This is a genomic window from Halobacterium wangiae (assembly GCF_021249345.1).
GTDB lineage: Archaea > Halobacteriota > Halobacteria > Halobacteriales > Halobacteriaceae > Halobacterium > Halobacterium wangiae.
Genome location: NZ_CP089588.1, coordinates 2,808,598 through 2,832,040, shown reverse-complemented (window position 1 = coordinate 2,832,040; position 23,443 = coordinate 2,808,598). Strand labels below are relative to the sequence as shown.

Below are 23,443 nucleotides of genomic sequence, written 5' to 3'. Positions count from 1 at the left end.
TCAACTTTTTTACGCCGTCTCCGCGACCTGCGTACCGATGACCGTCGTCGACGCGTACACCCACGTCCTCACGGAGGACTTCTACGAGACGCTGCTCGCGGAGTACGACTTCCAGGGGCTGAGCGGCGACCCGTCGTTCCTCTGGAACGTCGAGCGCCGCCTCGACCACATGGACGAGTTCGGCGTCGACAAGCAGGTGTTGACGCTCGCGCTCCCGCCGCTGTGGCGCGGCATGGACGACGACACCGCCCTCGAGTTGACGCGGCTGGCAAACGACGAACTCCGGCGCGTGGCCGACCGACACCCCGACCGGTTCGTCCCCGTCGGGACAGTCCCGAAGGCCTCCGAGTCGTTCCTCGAAGAGTTCGACCGCTGTGTCGAGGACCTCGACATGGCCGGCGTCCAGATATTCTCGAACGTCGAGGGCGAGCCACTCGACCGGCCGCAGTTCCACGGGCTGTTCGAGCGCGCGGAGTCCCACGACGTCCCGCTGTGGATGCACCCCCAGCTGTTCGAGTGGTACGATTGGGCGAGCGAGTACATGGAACACCGTCTGTTCGGGTGGCCGTTCGACACCACGCTCGCGCTCTCGCGGCTGGTGTTCGGCGGCGTCGTCGCGGAGTACGACTTCGAGTTGCTCGCCCACCACGGCGGCGGTATGGTGCCGTTCTACGGCGGACGCATCGACTCGTTCTACCAGACGCGACTCGACTACCCGGAGAACTACGCGGACACCGACCTGCCCGAGCTCGACCAGCCGGTGAGCGACTACTTCCGTCAGTTCCACGTCGACACCGCGGTGAGCGGGTCGGTCCCCGCACACGAGTGCGCGCACAGTTTCTTCGGCGGCGACCACGTCGTGTTCGGGACGGACTACCCGTTCGGTCCAGGCCGCGGGAAGGCCTGGATCGAGTCTGGCCTCGACGCCGTCGACGAGATGCGCGTCGACGACGCTACTCGCGAGGACATCCTCGGCGGGAACCTCCAGCGGCTCCTCGACTAAGCCGCAGGTTCGGGGTACAGTTTAAGTTCCGACAGGACACTCTGTGGGGTGTACACAGTACTCATGGTCGTCACTGTCCACGCCACGAGCGGGCGAATCGCGAGCACGCCACCACCGGTATCGGCGGGCGGGAGACGATGACCGCCCCGGAGTCGCCGATCGCGAAACTCGGTCACGTCGCCGCCTACACGCCCGACCTGGCCGAGTCGCGGTGGTTCTTCGAGGAGGTGCTGGGCTTCAAGCTGACCGAGCGCGTCGGCGACACCGCCTACCTCCGGGGGTCACAGGACTGGGAGCACCACACCCTCAGTCTGACCGAGGGCGAAACCGGCATCGACCACGTCGCGTTCCGCACCAGGAGTCCCGAGGCAGTAGACGAACTCGGCGAGCGCTTCGAGGCCGACGGCCTGGACGTCACGAGGGTCGCGGCCGGGGAGGAACGCGGTCAGGGCGAGGCTGTCCGGGTCGAACAGTTCGGCCACCAGTACGAGTTCTACTACGACGTCGAGAAACCCCAGGCACCGCCAGAGAAGCGTTCGAAGCTCCACAACCGGAACTATAGCGAGGGGGAGTGCAACCGCATCGCGCCCCGGCGCATCGACCACTGCCACGTCCAGGACGACGTCTCGCCCGAGCACGCCGCGTGGCTCGGAGACGTCCTCGGCTTCCAGGTGAACGAGCAGTTCCGCGGCGAGGACGACGAACTCTGGGGGTGGTGGCTGTCGGTCACCGCGCTCCCCCACGACATCGCCATCCACCGGGAGCCGGCGGGCTCGGACCCCGAGTTCCACCACGTCTCCTACCACCTCGACAGCTTCCAGGATCTCTGGGTGGCCGCCGACATCCTCGCCGAACACGGCATCGCACCCGACGGCGGTCCGGGCCGACACGCCATCACGCAGGCCGACTTCCTCTACGTCTCCGACCCGGCCAGCGGCGTCCGCGTGGAGTTCTTCGCCGGTCCCGGCTACCTCAACTTCGAACCGGACTGGGAGACCATCGAGTGGACCGCCGACGAGATCGGCGGCGCGACCGACCACCAGTGGATCGGTCGCGGGCCGGAGTGGACCGGCACCCCTTACACTGGCTGGGAGTGAGAACCCACGGGCACCCCCGCTGTCGGCTCCGGTAGTCAAACGTTTTGTAGTTCCGCCCGAACACCGACGTATGCCGAACGGACCCGGGAAGCGAACGGGGGTGAAGTCGGACGAGACGCTGTTCGCGGTGCTCGGAGCCGTGCGCGCCGCCGACGGGGCGGGCGTGACGGAACTCGCCGAGGAGCTCGACCTGGCGAAGAGCACCGTCCACAACCACCTCGCGTCGATGCGCGACCACGGGTTCGTCGTGAAACGAGACGGGACCTACCACCTCGGGCTAGAGTTCTTCAGCTACGGCCAGGAGGTCCGCAACGGCGCCGACGTCTACCGCGCGGCCCGCCCCGTCGTCGACGACCTGGTGGAGATCACCGGCGAGATGGTGTGGTTGCTGGCGCCCGAGCAGGGTCGCGTGATGTACCTCTACGGGCACGCGGGCCGCACCGACGTGAACGTCGACGCGCTGCTCGGCACCTGGGAGTACATGCACTGCACGTCCGGCGGGAAGGCGATCCTCGCGTACTACGACGACGCCGAGGTCGACGCCGTCGTGGAACGCCACGGCCTGCCGGCTCGCACCGCGAACACCATCACGGACCGCGCGGACCTCGCCGCGGAACTGGAGACCGTCCGCGAGCAGGGGTACGCGCTGAACCTCGGCGAGGACCTCGAGGGTATCCACGCCATCTCGGTGCCGCTGCTGTACGAGGACGAGATCCGGGGGTCGATCGCCGTCGCCGGCCCGGCACACCGCGTCAGCCGCGAGCGCTGCGAGACCGAGATCATCGACCAGCTGTTCGCGTCCACGAACGACGTGGAACTGAACCTCGCGTACGCCTGAGGGCGTACCGCTCCCGCGGTCTCCGCTGCGTTCCGAATCCTCCGGGCCTCAGACGCCGAGACTAGCCGCCGTCACCAGCTGCCGAGCGGCACAGTCGGTCGCCACACACTGCGCCGCGAGCAGTGCCGCCGTGAAGGGGTACGCGAGGGCCATCTGCACGCGCACCGACCGCAGCGGGGGGAGACTGCGGGCGACCGCCGCGGCGACGAGCGAGACGAGTGCGGCGAGCAGCGCGACCGGGGCCAGCGTCGACGCCACGACCAGCCCACCGACGAGGACGGCTGCCAGAACGTGGACGGCCGCCGCGACGCGAGCGCCACGGCGGTCGCCGAGCAACACCGGGAGCGTCCGCTTCCCGATCGTGGCGTCGAAGGTTCGGTCGAGGCGGTCGATGGCGACCTTCAGCCCGGACAGCGAGACGACGAGCGAGACGGCGACTGCGAGGACGCCGGTTGTGAGGACGCCGGTCTGGGCCAGCGAACCCGCCACGAACGCGAGCGCGACACCGACCGGATAGTCGACGGTGACCGTCAGTGGGTGTCTGTCGAGTGCGGGTGCGTGGAGGACGGCGAGCAACCACAGCGGGAGCGAGGCGACGGCGGCGGCGCGAGCGCCGACCACCCAGAGAACGGCGAGCAGTGCGAAGAACGCGACCGACGACCCGGCCGCCGCGTAAGCACAGTAACTCGCCGAGAGGACGGCGTCGTCCTCCCCGCGAACGTGGGCGTCGACGTACTCGTCGACGACGTGCGCGGTGTAGAGCGCGGCGGCGACGGCGCCCGCGTGGACGAACAGTACTGTGAGGTCGACCACGGGCGCGAGCGCGCCCCCGGCCATTGCGAGGGCGACTGCAGGCAGCATGAACGTGGGCTTCACCGCCGACAGGAGGCCGACGAGTTCCCGGCGACCGACGCCCGTGTGCATGCGGTCCAGTTCGCCTCGTCCCCCAAAAGGGTACCCAGTCTCGGGTGCTCGCGAACCGCTCGACCGGAGGCGGGCGGCGCAGTTCGTCAGTGCTGACCGACATCGTTAATACTGGGTGAGAGTGTATCTCACACAGCACAGTAACGCATGCACTACTTGGAAGCCTTCGAGCGGACCGTCCGCGTCCACGGCGACGACACGGCCATCGTCACCGACGACGGCAGGTCGTTCACGTACCGCGAGTTCGACCGTCGGAGCACAGAACTGTCGAACGCTGTCGTCGACCACGTCGGCGACGCGCCGCTCGCCGTCCTCGCGCTGAACAGCCCCGCCGCCGCCGAGGCGATGATCGCCGGCCACAAGCGAGGCACGCCCACCGTCCAGCTACCGTTCCGCGGGAAGCCGGGAGAGCTCTCGGAGATGGCGTCGACCGCGAGCGCACGGGCACTCCTGTTCGACGACGCCAACGCCGACACTGCCCTCGAACTCCTCGACGCCAGTGACCTCTCGGTCGGGTTCCACGCGGGCGACCGCGAGATCGACCACCCCGACGTCGTCGCCTACGACGCCGCTCGCGACGACGCGGGTTCGGTGCTCCCCGAACACCTGCCGGCGGACGGGAAGACCCACGTCTTCTACACGAGCGGCACCACGTCGGTGCCGAAAGCCGTCGCATTCGACGGCGAGCAGATGTGGATCGGCGCCTACCAGGGCGTCATGGAGCACGGTATCGACCAGACCGACATCGCCATCGTGACGTCGCCGTGGTACCACATGGTTACCTCGGACGCCTGGCTCTACCCGCACTGGCTCGCCGGCGCGACGACGTTCCTGCACAGCCAGTTCGACCCGGTGGAGGTGCTGGAGTTCGTCGAAGAGCAGGCGGCGACCGGCCTGCTCGCCGTCCCAACGCAGCTGTCCATCCTGAACGAGACCCAGGAGAACGCCGCGGAGCGCTACGACACGTCCTCCCTGTCGTACATCCGGACCGGTGGCTCCGTCGTCACCGAGGAACTCGTCGAGCGCACGAGCGAGTACCTCTCCGAACACCTCTACAACACGTACGGGATGACGGAGGGCGGACCGAACCTGACGTTCGCCCACCCCTCGGTCCAGGACGAACACCCGGGAACCGTCGGGAAGGAGTCGTTCTCGTGGGAACTCCGCGTCGTCGAGACGGTGCCTATCGACGAACACCCGGACCCCGAGGCCGTCGTCGAACCGGGCGGCCAGGGCGAGATCATCGCCCGCGGGCCCGGCGTCCCCGACGGCTACATCGACAACCCGGACGCCGAGGAGAAGACCTTCTTCGGCGAGTGGCTCCGCACCCGCGACGTCGCAGAGGTCGACGAGGACGGCTTCCTCTACGTCACCGACCGCGTCGACAACATGTTCATCAGCGGCGGCGAGAACATCTACCCCGCGGAAGTCGAGCGCGCCATCGACGGCCACCCCCACGTCGCGGAGACGATGGTGTTCGGCCAGGACGACCCCGAGTGGGGGAACAAGGTCACCGCCGTCGTCGTCGCGGAGGCCGAGGTGACCGCCGAGGAACTCGACGCGTTCTGTCGCGAACACGACTCGCTGGCGAACTACAAGCGGCCCCGCGAGTACGTCGTCCGCGAGGAGTCACTCCCCCGCACCGACACCGGCACCGTCGAGCGCGAGAACGTCGTCGACCGCCACTTCGACTGACTCGCGGTCCGATTCTCCGGCTGTCCGGGTTCTCAGGTCGGTCGCTCAGAACGCGAGCGCGAAGATGGCGATCTGGATCGGTAACAGGACCACGAGCGTCGCCACCGAGCAGAGCGCGGCCATCCGGATCAGTTCCCGGGAGTCGACGACGTCCAGGCCAAGGATGGCGACGAGGACGGCCGACTGGTAGGGGAAGAAGTACGTGTTGAGCGCGACGGCCTCGATCATCGCCACGGGCGCGAGCGGCAGGCCGGCGCTCTCGCTGAACGCCACGAGGACGGGCGTCAGCACGCTCGCGACGGCGAGGCCCTCCATGACGAACGTGAGCGCGATCGACGCGACGACGGAGAACGCGAGCGCGACCGACAGCGACCCGCCCTCGGGGAACCCAGAGAGGATGGCGTCGGCGGCGACGTCCGTGAACCCGGTCTGCTGGAGTCCGGCGGCGATGGCGAAGATGGCGCCGAGGAAGAACACGATCGAGACGTCGGTCTCCGCGATAGCGTCGGCCCCAACGACGCCGACGCGTGGCGCGAACGCCAGGAGCGTGACGACCAGCGCGCCGTACAGCGGGTGGAGGCCGTGGAGGGTGTCCGTCGCCCAGATGGCGACCCCGACGAGCAGGAACGCCATCATGCGCCGGGCCTCCGCCGTGGACGCCACGTCGAGGTCGGTGGCGCTGGCGGCGTCGATGGCGTCCGCCGTTCGCGGCCGGTAGAGGTAGTAGGCGATGGCGGTGATGACGGCCGCGCGCCCCACCCACATCACGGGACCGAGCCACACCGCCCACTCCACCCAGCCGATGGCGAGCCCGGAGTTCGCCTCCACGAGGCCGGTGATGATGATGTTCGCCAGCGACCCCGTGAGGATGCCCGTCCCGGCGTAGTAGGTGACGAACAGCGGGCCGAGGAACAGGCCGACGCGGGGTCGACGGTCGGTGAACAGCCCTCCGACCGAGACGAGGATGGGACCGAGGATGAGCACGCGCACGAGCGACGAGGGGACCAGCACGACGAACCCGAGCGCCGCCGCGGACAGCACGACGAGGAGGTGGCGGTACGCGACGCCAGCGTCCGCCGTCGCGTCTTCGGGCAGGACGCGCAGCGAGACGCGTTCGACGGCCGCCGCCAGGCCGCTCTGGCGGGTGGCCTCCCCGAGGAAGATGCCCAGCACGACCAGCCACGTGGCGGCCGACTGGAACCCCGTGAGCGCGAGGTCCGAGGAGAACGCGACGCCGATGAGGCCGACACCCAGGAGGCCCGTGAACCACGGCGCGACCGGCGACCCGACCCAGAGGCTGATGCAGAACACGGTGATGGCCAGCATGGTCGCCATCTCTGCGGCGACGGGGGCGTACACGAGGACGGCGCCAGCGGCGGCGACGCCGACCGGTACCGAGAGCCACGCGGCGTCGATGTCCCCGTCGAACACGCCAGAGAGCGTCGAGTCAGCCGACACGTGTGGTCACCGTTCGGCTGATTCCACGCAAACGGCTCACATGTGTCTTCCGGAACCCGGGTAGTCCCGGCAACGAATTTGGTGCTCCGGTGTCCACGTGTGGACGATGCGCACAGAGATCACGACGGACGTCTACGACCTGACGCTCGCGGAGGTGAACGGTGGCCGCTACCGGGTATTCCTCTTCGACGACGAGACGCCGACGCTCGTGGACGCCGGCCTGGAAGACACGACGGACGCTGTAGTCGAACACCTAGACGAACTCGGCGTCGAACCCGAACGGCTGGTGGTGACCCACGGCGACCCCGACCACGCCGGCGGCGTCGCCACGCTCGCGGACCACTACGACCTTGAGACGTGGGTCCCCGACGGCGTCCCGGTCGACGGCCACGACCCGGACAACCGGTTCGGCGACGGCGACGCGGTGGGACAGTTCACTGCCGTCCACACGCCCGGACACACGCCACACCACCACTCGCTGGTCGACGGGAACCGCGGCGTCGCGGTGATGGGTGACGCCGTCTTCGGCGCCGACGCGCGGGGGCTCCCGGAGGGCTACTTCGTGCTCCCGCCCGCGTACTTCTCGGAGGACCTCGGGCAGGCGGACGCGTCGCTGGCCAACCTGCTCGCGTACGACTTCGACGTCGGCCTGGTGTTCCACGGCGAGAGCGTCACCAGCGACGCCAGCGAGAAACTCGACCGCTTCGTGAACTTCAGCGGGAAGCCGGCGTAGAGCGGAACTCAGTCGCCGGCGGCGCCCGCGGCCCCCGCGGCGTCCCCGGCGTTCTCGCCGAGGTACGCCTCGATGACGCGCTGGTTGTTCTGGATCTCCTCGGGCGTCCCGGTGGCGATGAGGCTGGCGTTGTCGAGGACGAGCACGCGGTCGCTGACGGACATCAGCGCGCGCATCACGTGGTCGATGAGGAAGACGGTCTTCCCGCGGTCCGCGATGTCGCCGATGAGGTCGACGATGGCCTCCGTCTCGTCGGTGTCGAGACCACCCGCGACTTCGTCGAACAGCAGCACCTCTGGGTCGGTCGCGAGCGCGCGAGCGATCTCGAGGCGTTTCAGTGCGCCGACGCTGAGTTCGTCCGGCGTCGTGTAGGCCATATCCTCGAGACCCACGAACTCGAGGACCTCGTGGGCGCGCTCCTCGCTGGCCTTCGAGCCGCGGCTCCCGAACTGGGCGCCGACGGCGGCGTTCTCCAGGAGCGTGAGGTTCTCGAACGGGTGGACGATCTGGTGGGTGCGGACGAGGCCGCGCTGGCAGATCTCGTGCGGGCTCTGCCCCGTTATCTCCTCGCCGTCGAGGACGACGCGACCCTCGTTGGGCTGCTGGACGCCGGAGATGAGGCGGAACAGCGTCGACTTGCCCGCGCCGTTCGGTCCGATGAGGCCGACGGTCTCCCCGCTGTCGATGGAGAAGGAGACGTCGTCGACGGCGACGATGCCGCCGAACTTCTTCGTGAGGTGCTCGCCTTCGAGTAACGCCATCGTGTGAGGAGTTACCTACCCTCCCAATTAAATGTAGCCCTCCACGCGGCGGCCGTCGGCTCCCCAAAGGTTGTGTCCGCCGGCCCCGTCGAGGCGGGTGGGATGATCAGAAGTTTCGACGGGACGGTTCCCGACATCGACGACACGGCGTACGTCGACGAAGCCGCGACGGTCGTGGGCGACGTCCGCATCGGTCCGGAAGCGAGCGTCTGGCCGGGAGCGGTGTTGCGCGGCGACCACGGACGAATCGTCGTCGGCGAACGCGCGAACGTCCAGGACAACGCGACGCTCCACGAGGCAGCGGTGCTCGAAGCCGGTGCCACCGTCGGCCACAACGCCGTCGTCCACGACGCCACCGTCGGCGAGCGCAGCGTCGTCGGCATCGGTGCCGTGGTCCTCGACGGCGTCGAGGTCGGGGCGGAGAGCGTCGTCGCCGCGAACAGCACGGTCACGGAAGGAACGGAGATCCCGGATAGCGTGCTCGCGGTCGGCACTCCGGCGGAGGTCGTCAGGGAACTGGAGGACTCCCGCTGGGCGAGCACCGGTGACCGGTACGCGGAACTCGCCAGGGAGCACGCGGCCACCTCCCACGTCGTCGAGGACGGGCCAGTGCTGCCCGAGTAGCCCCTCCAGCGCGCTCACTGACCGGGGAGGAGCAACGCGTCCACCGCCCGGGGGACCGATTGACGCGGGGAAAACCGTTTTGGTGGCATTCAGTGTACAGTGAGTCGTGAACCTGCAGCGCCTGTTCCGGCCCGACCGTATCGCAGTCGTCGGCGCCTCCGCGACCGAAGGAAAACTCGGTTACGAGGCGATGGCGAACGCCGTCGAGTTCGACGGTCGCGTCTACCCGGTGAATCCCTCCGGCGAGGGCTCCGTCTTCGACGAACCGTTCGTGGACTCCGTCACGGACATCGACGAGCGCGTGGACCTCGCGTTGCTCGCGGTGCCGGCCCACGTCGTCCCTGACGTCGTCGCGGAGTGCGGCGAGGCCGGGGTCGGCGGCGCCGTCATCTACGCCGGCGGCTTCGCCGAGGCCGGCGACGACGGCGAACAGCTACAGGCGGACGTCGTCGCGGCCGCCGAGGAACACGACGTCGCCCTGCTCGGCCCGAACACGAGCGGCTTCGTCGCACCCGCCTCGAACCTGCTCGCGTCGTTCGCGGGCGGCGTAGAACGACTCCAGCCCGGGGGCGTGACGATCCTCGCACAGAGCGGCGGCGTCGCCCACCAGCTAGCGTTCCACGCCCACCGGGAGGGCCGGGGTATCGCGACGATGGTCGGGCTGGGGAACCGCGCGAACGTCGGCTTCGAGGAGGCCATCCCGTACTTCGACTCGGACCCGGAGACGGACGCCATCGTGCTCCACGTCGAGGGGACGGACGACGGCCGGGCACTCCTCGAGGCGTGCCGCGAGTCAGACACCCCGGTGGTCGCGTACAAGGTCGGGCAGTCCGACGTCGGCGACTTCGCGGAGTCCCACACCGGCGCGCTCACTGGCGACCACGCGCTGTACACCGCGGGCTTCCAGCAGTACGGCGTCCCGACGGTAGAGTCGACGACGGCACTGTTCGACGGCGGCCAGGCGCTCGCCGCGTCCCCGGAACCGGACGGGGCGAACGTCGGCGTCGTCACCGCGCAGGCCGGACCCGGCATCATCGTCGCGGACCGCCTCCAGCGCGCCGGCGCGAGGCTACCGGACCTCGAGGCGGAGACCCAGGACCGCGTCGGCGAGATCCTCCCGGGCATCACGTACGCGGAGAACCCGGTGGACACGGGACGGCCGATGCCCGCGTTCGGCGACGTCGTCGAGGCCGTCGCCGAGGACGAGAACGTCGACGTCGTCCTCGTATACGAACTGTACGAGGAGGCCCTCGGCTTCCCCCAGGAGACGCTGGACGGACTCGCCGAGCGCGTCGAGAAACCCGTGCTGTTCGCGACGGAGGGGCCCGCGGAGTCGATGGCCGACGACCTCGCGGCGCTCAGGGACGCGGGGGTGCCGGTGTTCACGTCGCCCGAGCGCGGCGCCGAGGCCGCGGCGCTGCTCGCTCGCTACGCCGAGTTGGACGAGACGGGAGCGGACGAGGAGGTGAGCGCCGATGTCTGAGAACCCGATCGCGGCCGCGCAGGCCGAGGGACGGACGACGCTCACGGAGGCCGAATCGAAGTCGCTGCTCGCGGCCGCGGGCATCGAGACGCCGGCGTTCGCCGTCGCGTCGGACACCGACGCCGCAGTCGAGGCCGCCAGCGACATCGGCTTCCCGGTGGTTGTGAAGGTCTCCTCGCCGGCGGTCACCCACAAGAGCGAGTGGGCCGACGGCGCTGGCGTCGCGGTGGGCCTCGACTCCGCGGAGGCGGTCCGGGAGGCCACAGACGCCATCTTCGCGGCGGCCGACGACCTCGACATCGACGCGGACGTGCTCGTCGAGGAGGCCGCCGACGTGGACGCCGGAACCGAGGTCATCGTCGGCGGCCTTCGCGACCCGTCGTTCGGTCCGGTCGTGCTCACGGGGCTCGGCGGCATCTTCACGGAGGTGTACGAGGACACGAGCCACCGCATCGCGCCCATCGACGAGGCGGAGGCCCGCGAGGCCATCGAGGAGCTGACCGCGGCGGAGCTGCTGGCCGGCTACCGCGGTCGTGAACCGGCGGACGTGGACGCGCTCGCCGAGGTCGTGGCGGCCGTCGGCGACCTGGTGGCGGCCCACGAGGAGATCTCGGAGGTCGACGTGAACCCGGTGCTGGCGACCGGCGACGGCGCGGTCGCCCTGGACGCACTCGTGGTTCTCGGGGGTGAGTGAGCGTGTACGACCGCGTCTGGACGGTGCGGTTCTCGGACACGGACCCGTTCGGCATCGCCCACTACCCCCGCATCGTGGACGCTCTCCACGAGACCTCGGACATGTTCATGCAGGAGATCGGGTTCCCGTTCTGGGAGCTCTCCCAGGAACACGGCTTCGGGCTCCCGCTCGTGGAGATGAACTTCGAGTTCGAGAACCCCGTGGAGGCCGGCGACGACGTCACCATCCAGTTGACGCCGGACCTCGGGACGCGGAGCGTGCGCTTCGAGTACGAGGCCCACAGTGACGGCGAGGTGGCGTTCTCCGGCTACGAACAGCGCGTCTGCGCCACAATCGGTGGCGGCGGGTCGATGGAACTCCCCGACGACCTTCGCGACGCGATGCGGGCGTACACGGCGGACTGACCGCGTCCTCGAAGGGTGGACGCCCGCGGGAGTCCCGTGGACGGTATCCTTTTGGCTTCCCCGGGCGATGTACGCACATGGCCGAGTTCGCGAACCCGTACGCGGAGGCTGACCCGTTCGTGGAAGCACACTTCGACTGTCTGAACTGTGGCGGGAAACTGTGGGAGTACGCCATCCAGCGGCGGATGGTCTGCGAGGACTGTCGCTCGGTCTTCCGCTCGGCGGACGTCTACGCGGACCAGGTCTGAACCCGTCGGTGGCCCCGCTGGCCGTGTCCAGTACACTTATGAGAATTCTGTGCCAATGAGTCACTATGGCCCAGCAAGACCCAGAGGATCTCCTAGAGATGAGTGCGGAGACGAGGAGCATCCTCGAACAGAACAACCTCCGGCCACTGTGGGAAGTGGAGGACGACATGGGAGACCTCATCGACGACATCGGTGCGAACATCTGGAAGTGGGAGGACATCCAGGCCGCCATCGACGGCATCGAGGCCGACGTCCCGATTGCGGACCTGCCACCGGGCTTCCAGCGACGTGTCGCCGTCCCGATCAACGCACCGCACGCCATCTCGAACACCATCTACGTCGGGGTCCAGACCGTCTCCCCCGGTGAGACCGCGCCCGCCCACCGCCACGCCTCCAGCGCGCTCCGGTTCACCATCGACGGCCACGAGGAGATGAAGACCGTCGTCGCCGGCGAGGAGTTCCCGATGCTGGACAACGACCTCATCACCACCCCCCAGTGGGAGTGGCACGACCACGTCAACGACTCCGACGAGACCGCGGCGTGGCTCGACATCCTCGACCTGCCGCTGTTCCTGGACACCCTCAACAACACCCACGTCTTCGAGAACCACGAGCTGGAGCGCCAGCCGGTGACGAAGACGCAGGGCTACTGGGACTCCCAGTACGGCCGCGGTCGGCCGACGAACGAGGACGACGACGACTCCATCCCCGGTCCGTTCGAGGGGAACCAGGAGCCGACGCCGCCGTACCGCTTCGGCTGGGCGGAGATGCTGGAGGCTCTGCGCCAGCACGCGGACAACGACGACCCGGACCCACACGACGGACACAGTCTCGCGTACGTCAACCCGGCCAACGGCGAACCGCCGGTGACGCCGACGATGTCCTTCCGCGCGCAGCTGCTCCAGGGGTCGACGGACCCGCACTTCCACAACTCCACGGAGGTCTACTTCGTCGTCGAGGGCGAAGGCGCGACCCACGTCGGCGACGAGGCCCTCGAGTGGGGCGAACGGGACATCTTCGTGGTGCCGCCGGACGAGATCCACCACCACGAACCCGACGGTGAGGAGGCGATCCTGTTCGGCATGACCGACCGGCCGGTGCTCGAGGCGTTCAACTTCTACGCGGAGGCCGAACCGTCGAACTCCACCTAGAGACGCCTTCGATCACCTGTTCCCTGGGCACTCTACTCGCTCTGGACCGCAACTGTCGGACCGTGTCGCTCCGACGTCGGCGAGAACACTGGGCGAGTAGCACGATACGCCCGCTGGAATTGTTAGCTACCTGACTAAAACCACATGTTTTATACTGTACGTGATAAAGGTGTGGACACACCATGGTGGACAGTGACGTGCCACAGAGCAGGCGTAGGTATCTCAAAACACTTGGCGCAGTCGGTGCCGTCGGCACCTCCGGACTCGCTGGCTGTACGCTGATCGGCGGAAGCGGCGGTGGCGAGGGGACCGTGACGATCGCCGCGACGGTGCCGGAGACCGGCCAGTTCTCTTCGCTCGGGAACGCCGTCAAACAGGGGTACGAACTCGGCGTCCAGACGATGAACGAGGAACTCGACCAGGACGTCGAACTCATCATGCAGGACGACGAGAGCGACGCGGAGGTCGTCCGGCAGAACCTCAACCAGATCACCAGCGACAACCAGGTCGACATGATCTGGGGGAGCTTCTCCAGTCTGCTGGTCACCGCGGGCAGTGCGTTCGCGGAGAACCAGGGGCTGCCGTTCATCGGGGCGTTCTTCGCGTTCGAGGGCCCCCACCGGAACGAGGGGTACGAGTGGACGTACTCCCCGTTCCCGAAGTCCCGGGACGTCGCGCGGTCGACCCGCGGCCTCCTCGAACTCATCCCCGAGGAGGAACGCCCGACCAACGTCGGTCTCTGGGAGCCGAACAGCGGCTGGGGCAACGAGCAGGCGCAGTACTGGGAGGACACGCTGTCGAGTGCGGGCTACGACGTGGTCATGCGCGAGACGTTCTCCCTGGGCTCCCAGGACTTCTCGTCGCTCATCTCGCAGTCCGAGAGCGCGAACGTCGAGGTGCTGCTGTCGACGCCGACGCCACCCGGCGGCATCACGGCCATCAACCAGATGCAGTCGAACAACTGGTCGCCGGACATCGTGAAGTTCGTGCGCGCGGCGGACCCGACCGCCTGGTGGTCGGCGCTCGGCGAGAAGGGCGCGTACGCGTGCATGTGCCCCGGCTGGGTGCCTGGCCTCACGGGCGGCGGCAACGATACGCTCCGGACGATGTACGAAGAGGAGTACGGCCTCGAGGAGGGGCAGCTCATCCGTTCGCCGGTCGGCGGCGCGTACAACGTCGCGCAGACCGCGATGCAGGCGCTGCAGGGCGCGGACTCGACGGACCCCGGAGACGTCCAGAGCGCACTCCGCTCGGAGGAGTTCGAGACGGTCATCGGGACGTTCAGCTTCGAGGACAACGGTCTGCCCGCGGAGGGCGAACTGACCGCCCCGACCGGCCAGTGGTGGGAGGGTAACCAGCACACCGTCTACCCCGACGTCGACGGCCCCGGTGCCATCGACTTCCAGTACCCCATCCCGGACTGGAGCGAGCGGTAACTTCTTATCCGCCGGGTTTTACCTGTATACACAGCCTCACACATGGTAGCATCTGACCTCGTGTTCCAGTCGCTGCTCAACGGAATCCTCCTCGGGGGGATCTACGCCGTCGCCGCGCTCGGGCTGTCGCTCGTGTTCGGCATCATGGACATCGTGAATCTCGCCCACGGCCACATGCTCATGGTCGGTGCCTACGTCGCCATCCTCCTCTTCGGGGTGCTCGGCGTGACACCCATCATCGGGATGGTGGTCGCGTTCCTCGTGTTGTTCGTCCTCGGGATGGCGCTCCAGCGCTTCCTCCTCGAACGCGTCGTCGGCGAGGGACTCGAACAGCCGATCATCGTCCTCTTCGGCCTCGCACTCATGCTCCAGAGCATCGGTCGCATCCTCGTCGGCAGCGAGTCCCAGGCCACGGAGATCGGCATCCCCGGCGAGGCGATCGCCGTCGGAACGGCGACCCTCTCGTTCCCGCGCGTCGTGACGTTCGTCATCTCCGTCGTGCTCATCCTCGGCACGTGGGCGTTCCTGAAGTACACGACCACGGGCCTGGCCATCCGGGCGACCGCACAGAACAGCTCCGCCGCGCAGTACATGGGCATCGACACGGACAACATCTACGTCATCACGCTCGGTCTCGGGACGGGACTGGCCGGCGCAGCCGGCGCGCTCCTGTCGATGCTGTTCCCTATCGACCCGTTCGTCGGCTGGTCGTACCTGCTGAAGGCGTTCGCGGTCGTCGTGCTCGGCGGCGTCGGGAGCGTCGCGGGCACGCTCGTCGGCGGCCTCATCCTCGGCGTCTCCGAGAACGTCGGTGTGCTCTACCTCGGCGGCGGCTTCCGGGACATCATCAGCTTCACTATCTTCCTGCTGGTGTTGCTCGTCCGGCCGCACGGCCTGTTCGGGAGCTCCGGAGGTGGTGAGTGATGGCGTCGATGACCGACTCCTTCGCCGGCCTCTTCGACACGCGACGACGCATCGCGGCGTTCGTCGCCGTCGTCCTCGCACTCGCCGCCGTCCCGTTCTCGACGACGTCGTACATCACGGACATCGTGTTCACGGGGCTCGTCTTCGTCGTGCTGGGTGTCTCCTGGAACCTCATCGCGGGGTACGCGGGACAGATCTCGCTCGGTCACGCCGCGTTCTTCGGCACCGGTGCGTTCGTCTCGGCGTGGCTGACGACGCCGGCACGCGCGGGCCTGCCGGAGGCCATCCAGTCACCGGTCATCGTCGCGGCCATCGGCGGCGCGCTCGGGGCGGGTCTGCTCGCTGCCGTGCTCGGCCCGGTGTTGTTCCGGCTGACGGGCCACTACTTCGCCATCGGTACGCTCGCGATGGCGTCTATCGTCCAGCTCGTGTTGCTCGACCAGCGCCGGTTCTCCGGGGGGTCGACGGGCTACTACATCAACAACAACATGACCGAGGACACGATGTTCCTCCTGATGCTCGCGGCCACGGTGCTCGTCGTGCTCGTCACGTACGCCATCGTGAACAGCCGCGCCGGCCTCGGGATGCGCGCGATCCACGACGACGAGTCCGCTGCCAGCAGCCTCGGCGTCAACCCGCTGAAGTACAAGATGTACGCGTTCGTCGTCTCCTCGGTGATGGCGGGGCTCGCCGGCGGTCTCTACGCGCAGTTCACCCTGTACGTCAACCCAGAGTCGACGCTCAGCGTCGTGTGGATGGTCGACACGCTGGTCGTCGTCATCCTCGGGGGCATGGGGACGATGGGCGGCCCGCTCATCGGCGCGGGCCTGTTCCTCCTGCTCGACAACGGGCTCCGCTCGTTCGCGGGCGAGTTCGCCACCGTCATCGAGGGCGGCCTGATTATCGCGTTCATCGTCTTCATCCCCGGCGGCCTCTACACACTCCTCTCGGACCGGTACGGGCGCGACGAGCAGTCCGCCGACGCGGACGTCGACGGCACCGCGGAGTCGCCACCGCCGAACGAACAGTAGTCGAGAACAGTCGGCTTCGGTAGTTTTTTCGAGCGTTCCCTTCCAAACGTCGCTCCTGGCCCTCAGCCGCCGAGGTACGAGGCCGCGACGCGCTCGTCCTCCGCGAGGTCCGCGGCGTCACCCGACAGCGTGATGCGCCCGGACTCGAGGACGTAGCCGCGGTCGGCGATGCGGAGCGCGTTGTTCACGTCCTGTTCGACGAGGAGGACGGTCGTCCCCTCCTCGTTGATGCGTTCGATGGCCTCGAAGACGTCCTCGACGAGCACCGGGGCGAGGCCGAGGCTGGCTTCGTCGAGGAGGATGAGTTCGGGGTCGCTCATCAGGCCGCGACCGATGGCGAGCATCTGCTGTTCGCCGCCCGACAGCGTGCCGGCCGTCTGGCCCTTGCGCTCCTCGAGGCGCGGAAACACGTCGTAGACGCGTTCGAGCTGTTCGTCCATCCCGCCACGGTTCGTGTACGCGCCGAGGCGGAGGTTCTCCTTGACGGTACTGTCGACGAATATCTCGCGGCCCTCGGGGATGTGCGTGATCCCCTTCGGGACGACGCGGTCCTGTTCGAGGTGACCGATGGACTCGCCCTGGAAGCTGATGTCGCCAGTCTGGGGGACGAGCGGGCCACAGATCGTCTTCAACACCGTGGTCTTGCCGGCGCCGTTCGCGCCCAGCAGGGCGACCGTCTCGCCCTCGGTGACCGAGAAGCTCACGTCCCAGATGACCTGCACGTCGCCGTAGGCGACGTCGATGCCGTCCACTTCGAGCAGACTCATTGCGCCACCCTACACGAGACTGGGATAAAAGACTACCTCCGCCGACAGGGGCCGCGTGTCGGCCCGGAGACGACAGAAACTACTGCAGGACGTGCGCGTCGTCGTAGTGCGTGCGGAAGGCGAACCAGAGGCCGTGGCGACCGGGGATCCGTTCGCGCGTCGCGCCGTCCGCTCGGAGTTCGTTGCGCGCGACCGTCCACCTGGTCCCCTCGGCGTCGACGAGCGCGTCGCCGTCCCACTCGACGGGAGCGGGCGGTGCCTCGTAGACGGCGACGTCGCCGGTCGCGTCTCGCACCGCGAGTACCTCGCGGCCGTCCACGGTACCGACGAGTGGTTCGTCGACTGCGTCCTCGGGCACCACCCAGACCTCGCTGCCGTCCTCGCCGACGATGCCGTAGACGTCGGCCTTCTCGGGGAGTTCGCCCTCCTCTCTGTGGACGCCCGGCTGGATGGCTTCCTCGTCGTTCCAGTAGTGGCGGAAGAAGCCGATGTGGTCCTCGTAGTGTTCGTAGTCGTAGTCGTAGCCCGTGTCGATGTCCAGTGCGAGGGTATCCGGGTACTCGGCCCGCCACTCGCCCCACGTAGTCTGCGTGACCGCGAACTGGTCGAGCAGGAGGTCGGGACTGGTTTCGAGGTAATGGCCGGCGGTCGGGACGCCGGCGTGCTGGTCCCACAGGGTCTCCGTCTCCTCGTCGTACATCACCTTGTTCCCGGACGCGAGCATCCCGGAACTCCCGAACGTGAGCACGTCGTGGGGGCCGTCGGTCTGTTCGCCGACGCGCCTGTCGTAGAGGATGGGCGCGTTGCAGAGCGTGCAGTACGTGAGGCTGACCGGGACGCCGTCGAGTGTGACGTTCAGCAGTTCGTGCGGGAACAGCACCCAGCGCGGGACGGCGTACTGGGTGCCCTCGATCTCGAAGCCGAAGACGGTGTCCCCGTCGTCCACGTAGCTGGCGTCGTCGCCGGGGAGGAAGTCGGGGGCGTTGAGCGCCGCGAGGAACGACCGGTCGCAGTTCCCCCAGCGGACGTCCTGGAGGTCGAACGTCCGCGGTTCGGCGTCCAGCAGGCCGCCGACGGGTGGCAGGTACGACTTGTAGAGCCGTAGCTTCCACTCGTCGAACCCACTCAGTGGCTCGATGTCCTGCTGGGAGTACCACGACTCCCACTCCACCCAGGCGTGCGCGGAGTCGAAGTTCGGCTCCGCGAGTTCGGCGAGGGCGTCGCGGACGCCGGGCCACCGGACCTCCGGGAGGTCGAGGTAGCGCGGTGGGTCGCGGTCACGGAGCACCTCCGGGAAGCCGAACTTCGCCCAGTCGTTGCCGATGGCGTCGACGACGAGCACTTCCAGCAGGTGAGGGACGACGCGTTCGTCGCCGTGTTCTGCGAGCGCTTCGACGGCGTCGGCGTGAGCGTCGGCGTCCCGCACGAGCAACTGCTCGACGTGTTCGTGGAGGTTCTGGGCTGTCTCAGTCGCCATGGTCTCACTCTGCGTGCGACGAGTAAAAGTGTGCGTGTGGGCTCGGAGACAGTTCGGCCGTGACGAACTGCTGAGACCTCAGTTCTGGCCGCCCTTCTGGACGTGGACGTCCTCGAAGGAGACGTCGCGCTCGGTGACGTCGACGCTCATCTGCCCGACGTCCTCGATTTGGGCGTCGATGGTGTCGCCGTCCGAGAGCGCGCTGACGCCCTCGGGCGTCCCAGTGGTGATGACGTCGCCAGCCTCGATGGTGGCGCCGAGGGAGGCGTACTCGACGACGTCGGCGCAGGTGTAGACCATGTCGCTGGTGTTGTCGTCCTGCTGGGTCTCGCCGTTGAGCTGGAGCTCCATGTCGAGGTCCTGGGGGTCCTCGATCTCGTCGGCGGTGACGACGGCCGGGCCGATGACAGTGAACGTGTCGTAGGACTTCCGGTTCGAGCGGTCCTGGTCGCCGCGAACGGAGATGTCCAGCAGGATGGTGTAGCCGAAGATGGCGTCCCAGGCGTCCTCGGCGTCGACGTCCTTAACGTCCTCGCCCATCACGAACGCGAGTTCGATCTCGTGGTCGACGCGGCGGTCCGAGAACGGCAGTTCGACGCCGTGGTCGGGGCCGACGACACTCGAGGGCGCCTTCAGGAAGTAGCCCTTGTCCTCGATGGAGAACCACTCGTCGGTGGTGATGTCCATGTCGGCGATGGCCTCCTCGATGTGGTTCTCGTAGTTCAGCGGCGCGGCGATGACCTTCCCAGGACGCTCGACGGGGGAGCCGAGTTCGACCTCGCTGCGGTCGTAGTCGGGGTCGGCGTCGGCGTACTCGCTAGCGTCGTAGTCGCCCTCGATGTACTCGACGAGCGGGTCGGCGGCGTCGATGCCGAGTCGGTCGGTGAGGTCGACGATGGCGTCGTCCTCGGTCAGCAGCCCAAGGTGGTCCTCGTTGAAGCGTACGAATCGCATGACAGAGTCTGCGGCTAGCATCCCCATAAAAGGCATCGTTCCCGCCACAGTTCGCCACGAACGGGCCGGTCCTCACCGCCGGCGGTTTCACGCCCGATAATCGCGGTGAACGCTTATTAGACAGTATCTCACACGGTGGGGGTAGTCATGTCATCGCAGCGCCAGTCCAGGGACTCCGGTGGCGGTGTCGCGCTGTACGATCCGCCAGACGGTGCCACCGAGACCGAACGGCTCCGCGACGAACGCGACTTCTGGAAACACCTCTTCGAGGACCTCACCGAGCGGTTCCCGGAACCCGTCCTGGTGGTGGACGACGAGGGCCACGTCACGCACTGGAACAACGAGCAGGCGGACATCCAGAACACGCCCGCCGAGGCAGTCGTCGGCGAGGTGGCCCACGACGTCGTCGGCACGGACGACGTGACCGAGACGCTCGCCGAGGAGGTCGTCCGGACCGAGGAGACCGTCAACGAGGACCGGGTCCGCTCCGGCGTCAACGAGAACGGCGAACAGTGGCACGTGAGCGCCGCCGCGCTCCCGCTGTACGACCCCGAGGGCGACGTCGTCGGCTCCTTCGAGATGGTGTCCCGGGTGACCGACCTCGTCGAGCAGCGCAGCGCCGTGAAGGACGCCCAGGAGCAGATCACCACCGAGGTCGACGAGACCGTCGGCGACCTCCTGGCGTCCTCCGAGCGGGTCGCAGAGAACAGCCAGTTCATCGAGGAGACGGCCAGCACCCAGGTCGAGTCGCTCGCGTCGGTCCGGAACGAGGTGGAGTCGCTGAGCGCGACCGTCGAGGAGATCGCGTCACAGACCGACGAGGTGGACGACCGCGCGAGCGACGTGGCCGACGACGCCGCCGCGTCCGTGGGGGCGACCGAGGAGGCGAAGACGTTGCTGGCGGACGTCGAAGACGCCGGGCGTGAGCTCGACCGGACCGCCGCGGAACTCGACGACGAGGTCGCGGAGATCGACGACGTCGTGGACGTCATCGGCGACATCGTCTCCCAGATCAACATCCTCGCGCTGAACGCGAACATCGAGGCCGCGCGAACGGACGGCAACAACGACGGGTTCGCGGTCGTCGCGGACGAGATCAAGGCGCTCGCGAACCAGTCCCAGCAGGAGGTCGACGCCATCGAGGAGACCATCGGCCGCGTCACCGACATCGTCGAGGAGACCACCGACAGCGTCGACCGGACGACGAGCGGCATCGCGGCAGTCGCCGACCGCATCGACACCATTGGCGACCGCCAGGAGGCCATCCGAGAGGCCGCCGAGGAGACCGCCGTCGGGATGACGGAGATCGCGGAGGCCACCGACGAGCAGGCGGTCAGCGCCGAGGAGGTGACGACTATGCTCAACGACGCCCTGGACAGCCTCGAGGAGGTCGTCGCGGAGATAGGCGACCTCGCCGCGGAGAACGACGAGCAGGCGACGGCCGCGCGGGACGTCCGCGAACGCATCCACGCAGTAGAGGCCGACCTCGAAGACTCGCTCGACGCGTAAACGACGGCAGGACGGGGACGTCAGTTCTCGGGGGCCAGCGTTCAGTAGTCGTGGCCCTGGCCCTTCTGTCCGGTCGTCTCCTCGGGGACCAGTCGGTAGCGGGGGTGGTCGGTTATCGGTTCGCCGTGCGGGAACAGACTGGCGAACCGGGCGTTGTCGAACATGACGTCGTCGACGGCTTCCCTGTCGGCCTCGGGCACCAGTTCGAGTGGGCCGCGCGCGACGAGGCTCTGCCAGTGGTGTTCGTCCTCGAATTCGAACGTCGAGAACGTCGCCGTCCCGGTCGCCTCCGCGAAGTCCAGTTTCTCGCTGTCCTCGCCGAACTGGAGGAGGACGAAGTAGAGCGTGCCGTCGTCGTAGCCGAAGGAGACGGGGACGCCGTACGCGTCACCGTCCCTCGCGAGCGAGAGCACACCCTGGCCACGCTCGCGGAGGAACGCCTCGCGTTCGTGTTCGGTCATCGGGACGCCACGGAGGGTTCGGTCGGCCTCGTCGGGTCGCTCCATGTGAGCACGTTCGACGAGGCGCCCGATGGCTCCACTCGCGAACATGTTCGAATACCGGGTGGCGTCGTGCTTTGGTCACTATAGCCCCCAGTTGTCGAGCATGGAAACATCTATACCGGAATCTACGTTACTGCGTAATACGATGAGCGGCTCAGACGTTCAAGCTGACGTACCAGTCGTCGTCGCCGGGGCGGGTCCCGTCGGGATGACGGCAGCACTCGCGTTGCACGCCCGGGGGGTCGACGTGACGATCATCGAAGCCGAACCCGAGGACCGGGAGCGTCCCGGCAGTCGGGCGATCTACGTCCACAAGGACACGCTCCGGACACTGGAGGACTCCTCACCGGGGCTCGGCCACCGACTCGTCGACAACGGCATCATCTGGTCGACGCGCCGGACGCTGTTCCGGGGCACAGAGGTGTTCGAACGCACGTACCCGGACGCGGGCGGCGACGGCGACCTCCCGCACTTCACGAGTCTCCCACAGGTGTGGACCGAGGAGTACATGCTCGACGCCGTGGAGGACGCCGGTATCGACGTCCACTGGGACGACGGGGTCGAGATCGTCGAGTCCAGCGAGGACGGCGTCTACGTGGAGACCGAGAGCGGCGAGGGCTGGCAGGCGGAGTACGTCGTCGGCGCGGACGGCGCCGGGTCGACCGTCCGCAAGGAGATCGGCGCGCAGTTCGACGGCACCGAGTCCGCGAACTCGTTCATCATCGCGGACATCGCGGAGTTCGAGGAGGACCCGCTGAAACAGGAGCGCATCTTCCACTACGACCACCCGAACGCCGACGGCCGGAACGTCCTGCTGGTGCCGTTCCAGGGTGGCTGGCGGGTGGACATCCAGTGCAAGGAGTCCGACGATCCCGAGTACCTCTGTCAGGACGACCAGATCGGCGAGCTCGTCGCGAACACGCTCGGCGAACGCTACCGTGACCGCGTCGACTGGGTCTCCCAGTACAAGTTCAAACAGGTCATCGCAGACCGCATGATCGACGAGCACAACCGCGTCCTCCTCGCCGGCGAGGCGGGCCACCTCTTCGCGCCGTTCGGTGCACGCGGCATGAACTCCGGCGTCGCCGACGCCGACGAGGCCGCGACCCGCATCACGGCCGCGCTGAACGCCAGGTTCGAGAAGACAGCGGACGCCGAGATCAAGTACTACGGCGTCCAGCGCCTGAAGGCCGCACAGTACAACAGGCGCGCCGCCGGACAGGCCCTGGAGTACCTGCAGGGCGACAGCCCCGTCACGAAGACGAAGAAACTCCTCGCGTCGAAAGTCGCGCCCTACTACGAACCCGCGGGCGAGTGGCTCGACGACGCGCCGTACGGCCCGCACGGTGGGCCGCCGGTGACCATCGGCCAGTACTGAGCGACCGACCGCGGCGCGACCCCGTCTTCTCCGTTCGTTCGAGAACTACAGACCGTCCACGTTCTGGCGTCACCTCACCACGCGACAGTTGGTTCTGGCGCCCTGGACCTCCCGGTCTACCCAAACCCGACCTCGCGGTGAATCTCTCTCAGGAACCGAACCCCTCTACTCGACGCAAAGTGGATAAAGAGGCCCTGAAAGCCGGTATTCGCCGTCACCGAACACGTCCTTATCAACTACGCGTTGCTCGATGGGGAGAGCACCGCGTTCTCCGCGATTCTGGTCGTTAGCGCCTCACATCCCGGGATAGCGAATCGTGGTGCGGAGCGTCGTCAGCGGGATCGACCGTGC

The 23,443-nt window shown here is 67.9% G+C and carries 23 protein-coding genes; 16 read left to right on the top strand and 7 right to left on the bottom strand.

Annotated elements, in window-relative coordinates; translation table 11 throughout:
* Positions 1-37 precede the first annotated feature (37 nt).
* From LT965_RS14950 to LT965_RS14940, 3 genes are all read left to right on the top strand, one after another.
* On the top strand, positions 38-1,003 hold the full coding sequence (locus tag LT965_RS14950) for an amidohydrolase family protein (protein ID WP_232701655.1): 966 nt from the start codon (positions 38-40) through the stop codon (positions 1,001-1,003).
* A gap of 137 nt (positions 1,004-1,140) precedes the next feature.
* Positions 1,141-2,100, top strand: a complete 960-nt coding sequence (locus LT965_RS14945) for a VOC family protein (protein ID WP_232701654.1) — start codon at positions 1,141-1,143, stop codon at positions 2,098-2,100.
* Positions 2,101-2,170: 70 nt separating this feature from the next.
* On the top strand, positions 2,171-2,938 hold the full coding sequence (locus LT965_RS14940; RefSeq protein ID WP_232701653.1) for an IclR family transcriptional regulator: 768 nt from the start codon (positions 2,171-2,173) through the stop codon (positions 2,936-2,938).
* A 48-nt stretch (positions 2,939-2,986) separates the two neighbouring features.
* Here LT965_RS14940 and LT965_RS14935 read toward each other — a convergent pair whose 3' ends face one another.
* Positions 2,987-3,862, bottom strand: coding sequence for a UbiA family prenyltransferase (locus tag LT965_RS14935; RefSeq protein ID WP_232701652.1), 876 nt, complete (start codon positions 3,860-3,862; stop codon positions 2,987-2,989).
* 147 nt (positions 3,863-4,009) lie between these two features.
* Here LT965_RS14935 and LT965_RS14930 point away from each other — a divergent pair, with 147 nt between their 5' ends.
* The gene (locus LT965_RS14930; RefSeq protein WP_232701651.1) at positions 4,010-5,557 is read left to right on the top strand and encodes a class I adenylate-forming enzyme family protein; all 1,548 of its coding nucleotides are present in this window, start codon (positions 4,010-4,012) and stop codon (positions 5,555-5,557) included.
* A 45-nt stretch (positions 5,558-5,602) separates the two neighbouring features.
* On the opposite strand, the gene LT965_RS14925 is transcribed toward LT965_RS14930, so the two are convergent.
* Positions 5,603-7,015 (bottom strand): SLC13 family permease, encoded by a 1,413-nt coding sequence (locus LT965_RS14925; RefSeq protein WP_232701650.1) that lies wholly within the window; start codon positions 7,013-7,015, stop codon positions 5,603-5,605.
* A gap of 106 nt (positions 7,016-7,121) precedes the next feature.
* Here LT965_RS14925 and LT965_RS14920 point away from each other — a divergent pair, with 106 nt between their 5' ends.
* Positions 7,122-7,748 carry an MBL fold metallo-hydrolase gene (locus LT965_RS14920; RefSeq protein ID WP_232701649.1) on the top strand — a complete coding sequence of 209 codons (627 nt, stop codon included), beginning with the start codon at positions 7,122-7,124 and terminating at the stop codon, positions 7,746-7,748.
* Between the two features lie 8 nt (positions 7,749-7,756).
* Here LT965_RS14920 and LT965_RS14915 read toward each other — a convergent pair whose 3' ends face one another.
* Positions 7,757-8,509 carry an ABC transporter ATP-binding protein gene (locus tag LT965_RS14915; RefSeq protein ID WP_232701648.1) on the bottom strand — a complete coding sequence of 251 codons (753 nt, stop codon included), beginning with the start codon at positions 8,507-8,509 and terminating at the stop codon, positions 7,757-7,759.
* A gap of 102 nt (positions 8,510-8,611) precedes the next feature.
* Here LT965_RS14915 and LT965_RS14910 point away from each other — a divergent pair, with 102 nt between their 5' ends.
* The 9 genes from LT965_RS14910 (at position 8,612) to LT965_RS14870 (ending at position 16,504) form a co-directional block, all read left to right on the top strand.
* Positions 8,612-9,133 carry a gamma carbonic anhydrase family protein gene (locus tag LT965_RS14910; protein ID WP_232701647.1) on the top strand — a complete coding sequence of 174 codons (522 nt, stop codon included), beginning with the start codon at positions 8,612-8,614 and terminating at the stop codon, positions 9,131-9,133.
* A gap of 106 nt (positions 9,134-9,239) precedes the next feature.
* Positions 9,240-10,616 (top strand): CoA-binding protein, encoded by a 1,377-nt coding sequence (locus LT965_RS14905; protein WP_232701646.1) that lies wholly within the window; start codon positions 9,240-9,242, stop codon positions 10,614-10,616.
* A complete protein-coding gene (locus tag LT965_RS14900) occupies positions 10,609-11,310 on the top strand; it encodes an acetate--CoA ligase family protein (RefSeq protein WP_232701645.1) in 702 nt (233 codons plus the stop codon). Before LT965_RS14905 ends, LT965_RS14900 begins: the two co-directional genes overlap by 8 nt.
* On the top strand, positions 11,307-11,714 hold the full coding sequence (locus tag LT965_RS14895) for an acyl-CoA thioesterase (protein WP_232701644.1): 408 nt from the start codon (positions 11,307-11,309) through the stop codon (positions 11,712-11,714). The genes LT965_RS14900 and LT965_RS14895 overlap by 4 nt, the downstream gene beginning before the upstream one ends.
* A gap of 77 nt (positions 11,715-11,791) precedes the next feature.
* Entirely contained in the window at positions 11,792-11,962 is a 171-nt protein-coding gene (locus LT965_RS14890; RefSeq protein WP_232701643.1) for a hypothetical protein, read from the top strand.
* 65 nt (positions 11,963-12,027) lie between these two features.
* Positions 12,028-13,113, top strand: coding sequence for a cupin domain-containing protein (locus LT965_RS14885; RefSeq protein WP_232701642.1), 1,086 nt, complete (start codon positions 12,028-12,030; stop codon positions 13,111-13,113).
* A 182-nt stretch (positions 13,114-13,295) separates the two neighbouring features.
* A complete protein-coding gene (locus LT965_RS14880) occupies positions 13,296-14,549 on the top strand; it encodes an ABC transporter substrate-binding protein (RefSeq protein WP_232701641.1) in 1,254 nt (417 codons plus the stop codon).
* A gap of 42 nt (positions 14,550-14,591) precedes the next feature.
* Positions 14,592-15,473 (top strand): branched-chain amino acid ABC transporter permease, encoded by an 882-nt coding sequence (locus tag LT965_RS14875; protein ID WP_232701640.1) that lies wholly within the window; start codon positions 14,592-14,594, stop codon positions 15,471-15,473.
* A complete protein-coding gene (locus LT965_RS14870; RefSeq protein WP_232701639.1) occupies positions 15,473-16,504 on the top strand; it encodes a branched-chain amino acid ABC transporter permease in 1,032 nt (343 codons plus the stop codon). Before LT965_RS14875 ends, LT965_RS14870 begins: the two co-directional genes overlap by 1 nt.
* Before the next feature lie 62 nt (positions 16,505-16,566).
* On the opposite strand, the gene LT965_RS14865 is transcribed toward LT965_RS14870, so the two are convergent.
* The 3 genes from LT965_RS14865 to LT965_RS14855 all read right to left on the bottom strand — a co-directional run bounded on the left by LT965_RS14865 (position 16,567) and on the right by LT965_RS14855 (position 19,702).
* Complete coding sequence (locus LT965_RS14865) at positions 16,567-17,265, bottom strand: ABC transporter ATP-binding protein (RefSeq protein WP_349292076.1); 699 nt, start codon at positions 17,263-17,265, stop codon at positions 16,567-16,569.
* Positions 17,266-17,350: 85 nt separating this feature from the next.
* The gene (locus LT965_RS14860; protein ID WP_232701637.1) at positions 17,351-18,748 is read right to left on the bottom strand and encodes a DUF3179 domain-containing (seleno)protein; all 1,398 of its coding nucleotides are present in this window, start codon (positions 18,746-18,748) and stop codon (positions 17,351-17,353) included.
* Between the two features lie 78 nt (positions 18,749-18,826).
* A complete protein-coding gene (locus tag LT965_RS14855) occupies positions 18,827-19,702 on the bottom strand; it encodes a fumarylacetoacetate hydrolase family protein (RefSeq protein WP_232701636.1) in 876 nt (291 codons plus the stop codon).
* A 147-nt stretch (positions 19,703-19,849) separates the two neighbouring features.
* Here LT965_RS14855 and LT965_RS14850 point away from each other — a divergent pair, with 147 nt between their 5' ends.
* Positions 19,850-21,211: a methyl-accepting chemotaxis protein gene (locus tag LT965_RS14850; RefSeq protein WP_232701635.1), complete on the top strand. Its 1,362-nt coding sequence runs from the start codon at positions 19,850-19,852 to the stop codon at positions 21,209-21,211.
* A 41-nt stretch (positions 21,212-21,252) separates the two neighbouring features.
* Here LT965_RS14850 and LT965_RS14845 read toward each other — a convergent pair whose 3' ends face one another.
* On the bottom strand, positions 21,253-21,762 hold the full coding sequence (locus tag LT965_RS14845; protein WP_232701634.1) for a pyridoxamine 5'-phosphate oxidase family protein: 510 nt from the start codon (positions 21,760-21,762) through the stop codon (positions 21,253-21,255).
* 97 nt (positions 21,763-21,859) lie between these two features.
* Here LT965_RS14845 and LT965_RS14840 point away from each other — a divergent pair, with 97 nt between their 5' ends.
* Entirely contained in the window at positions 21,860-23,092 is a 1,233-nt protein-coding gene (locus tag LT965_RS14840) for an FAD-dependent monooxygenase (RefSeq protein ID WP_232701633.1), read from the top strand.
* The last annotated feature ends 351 nt before the right edge of the window (positions 23,093-23,443 follow it).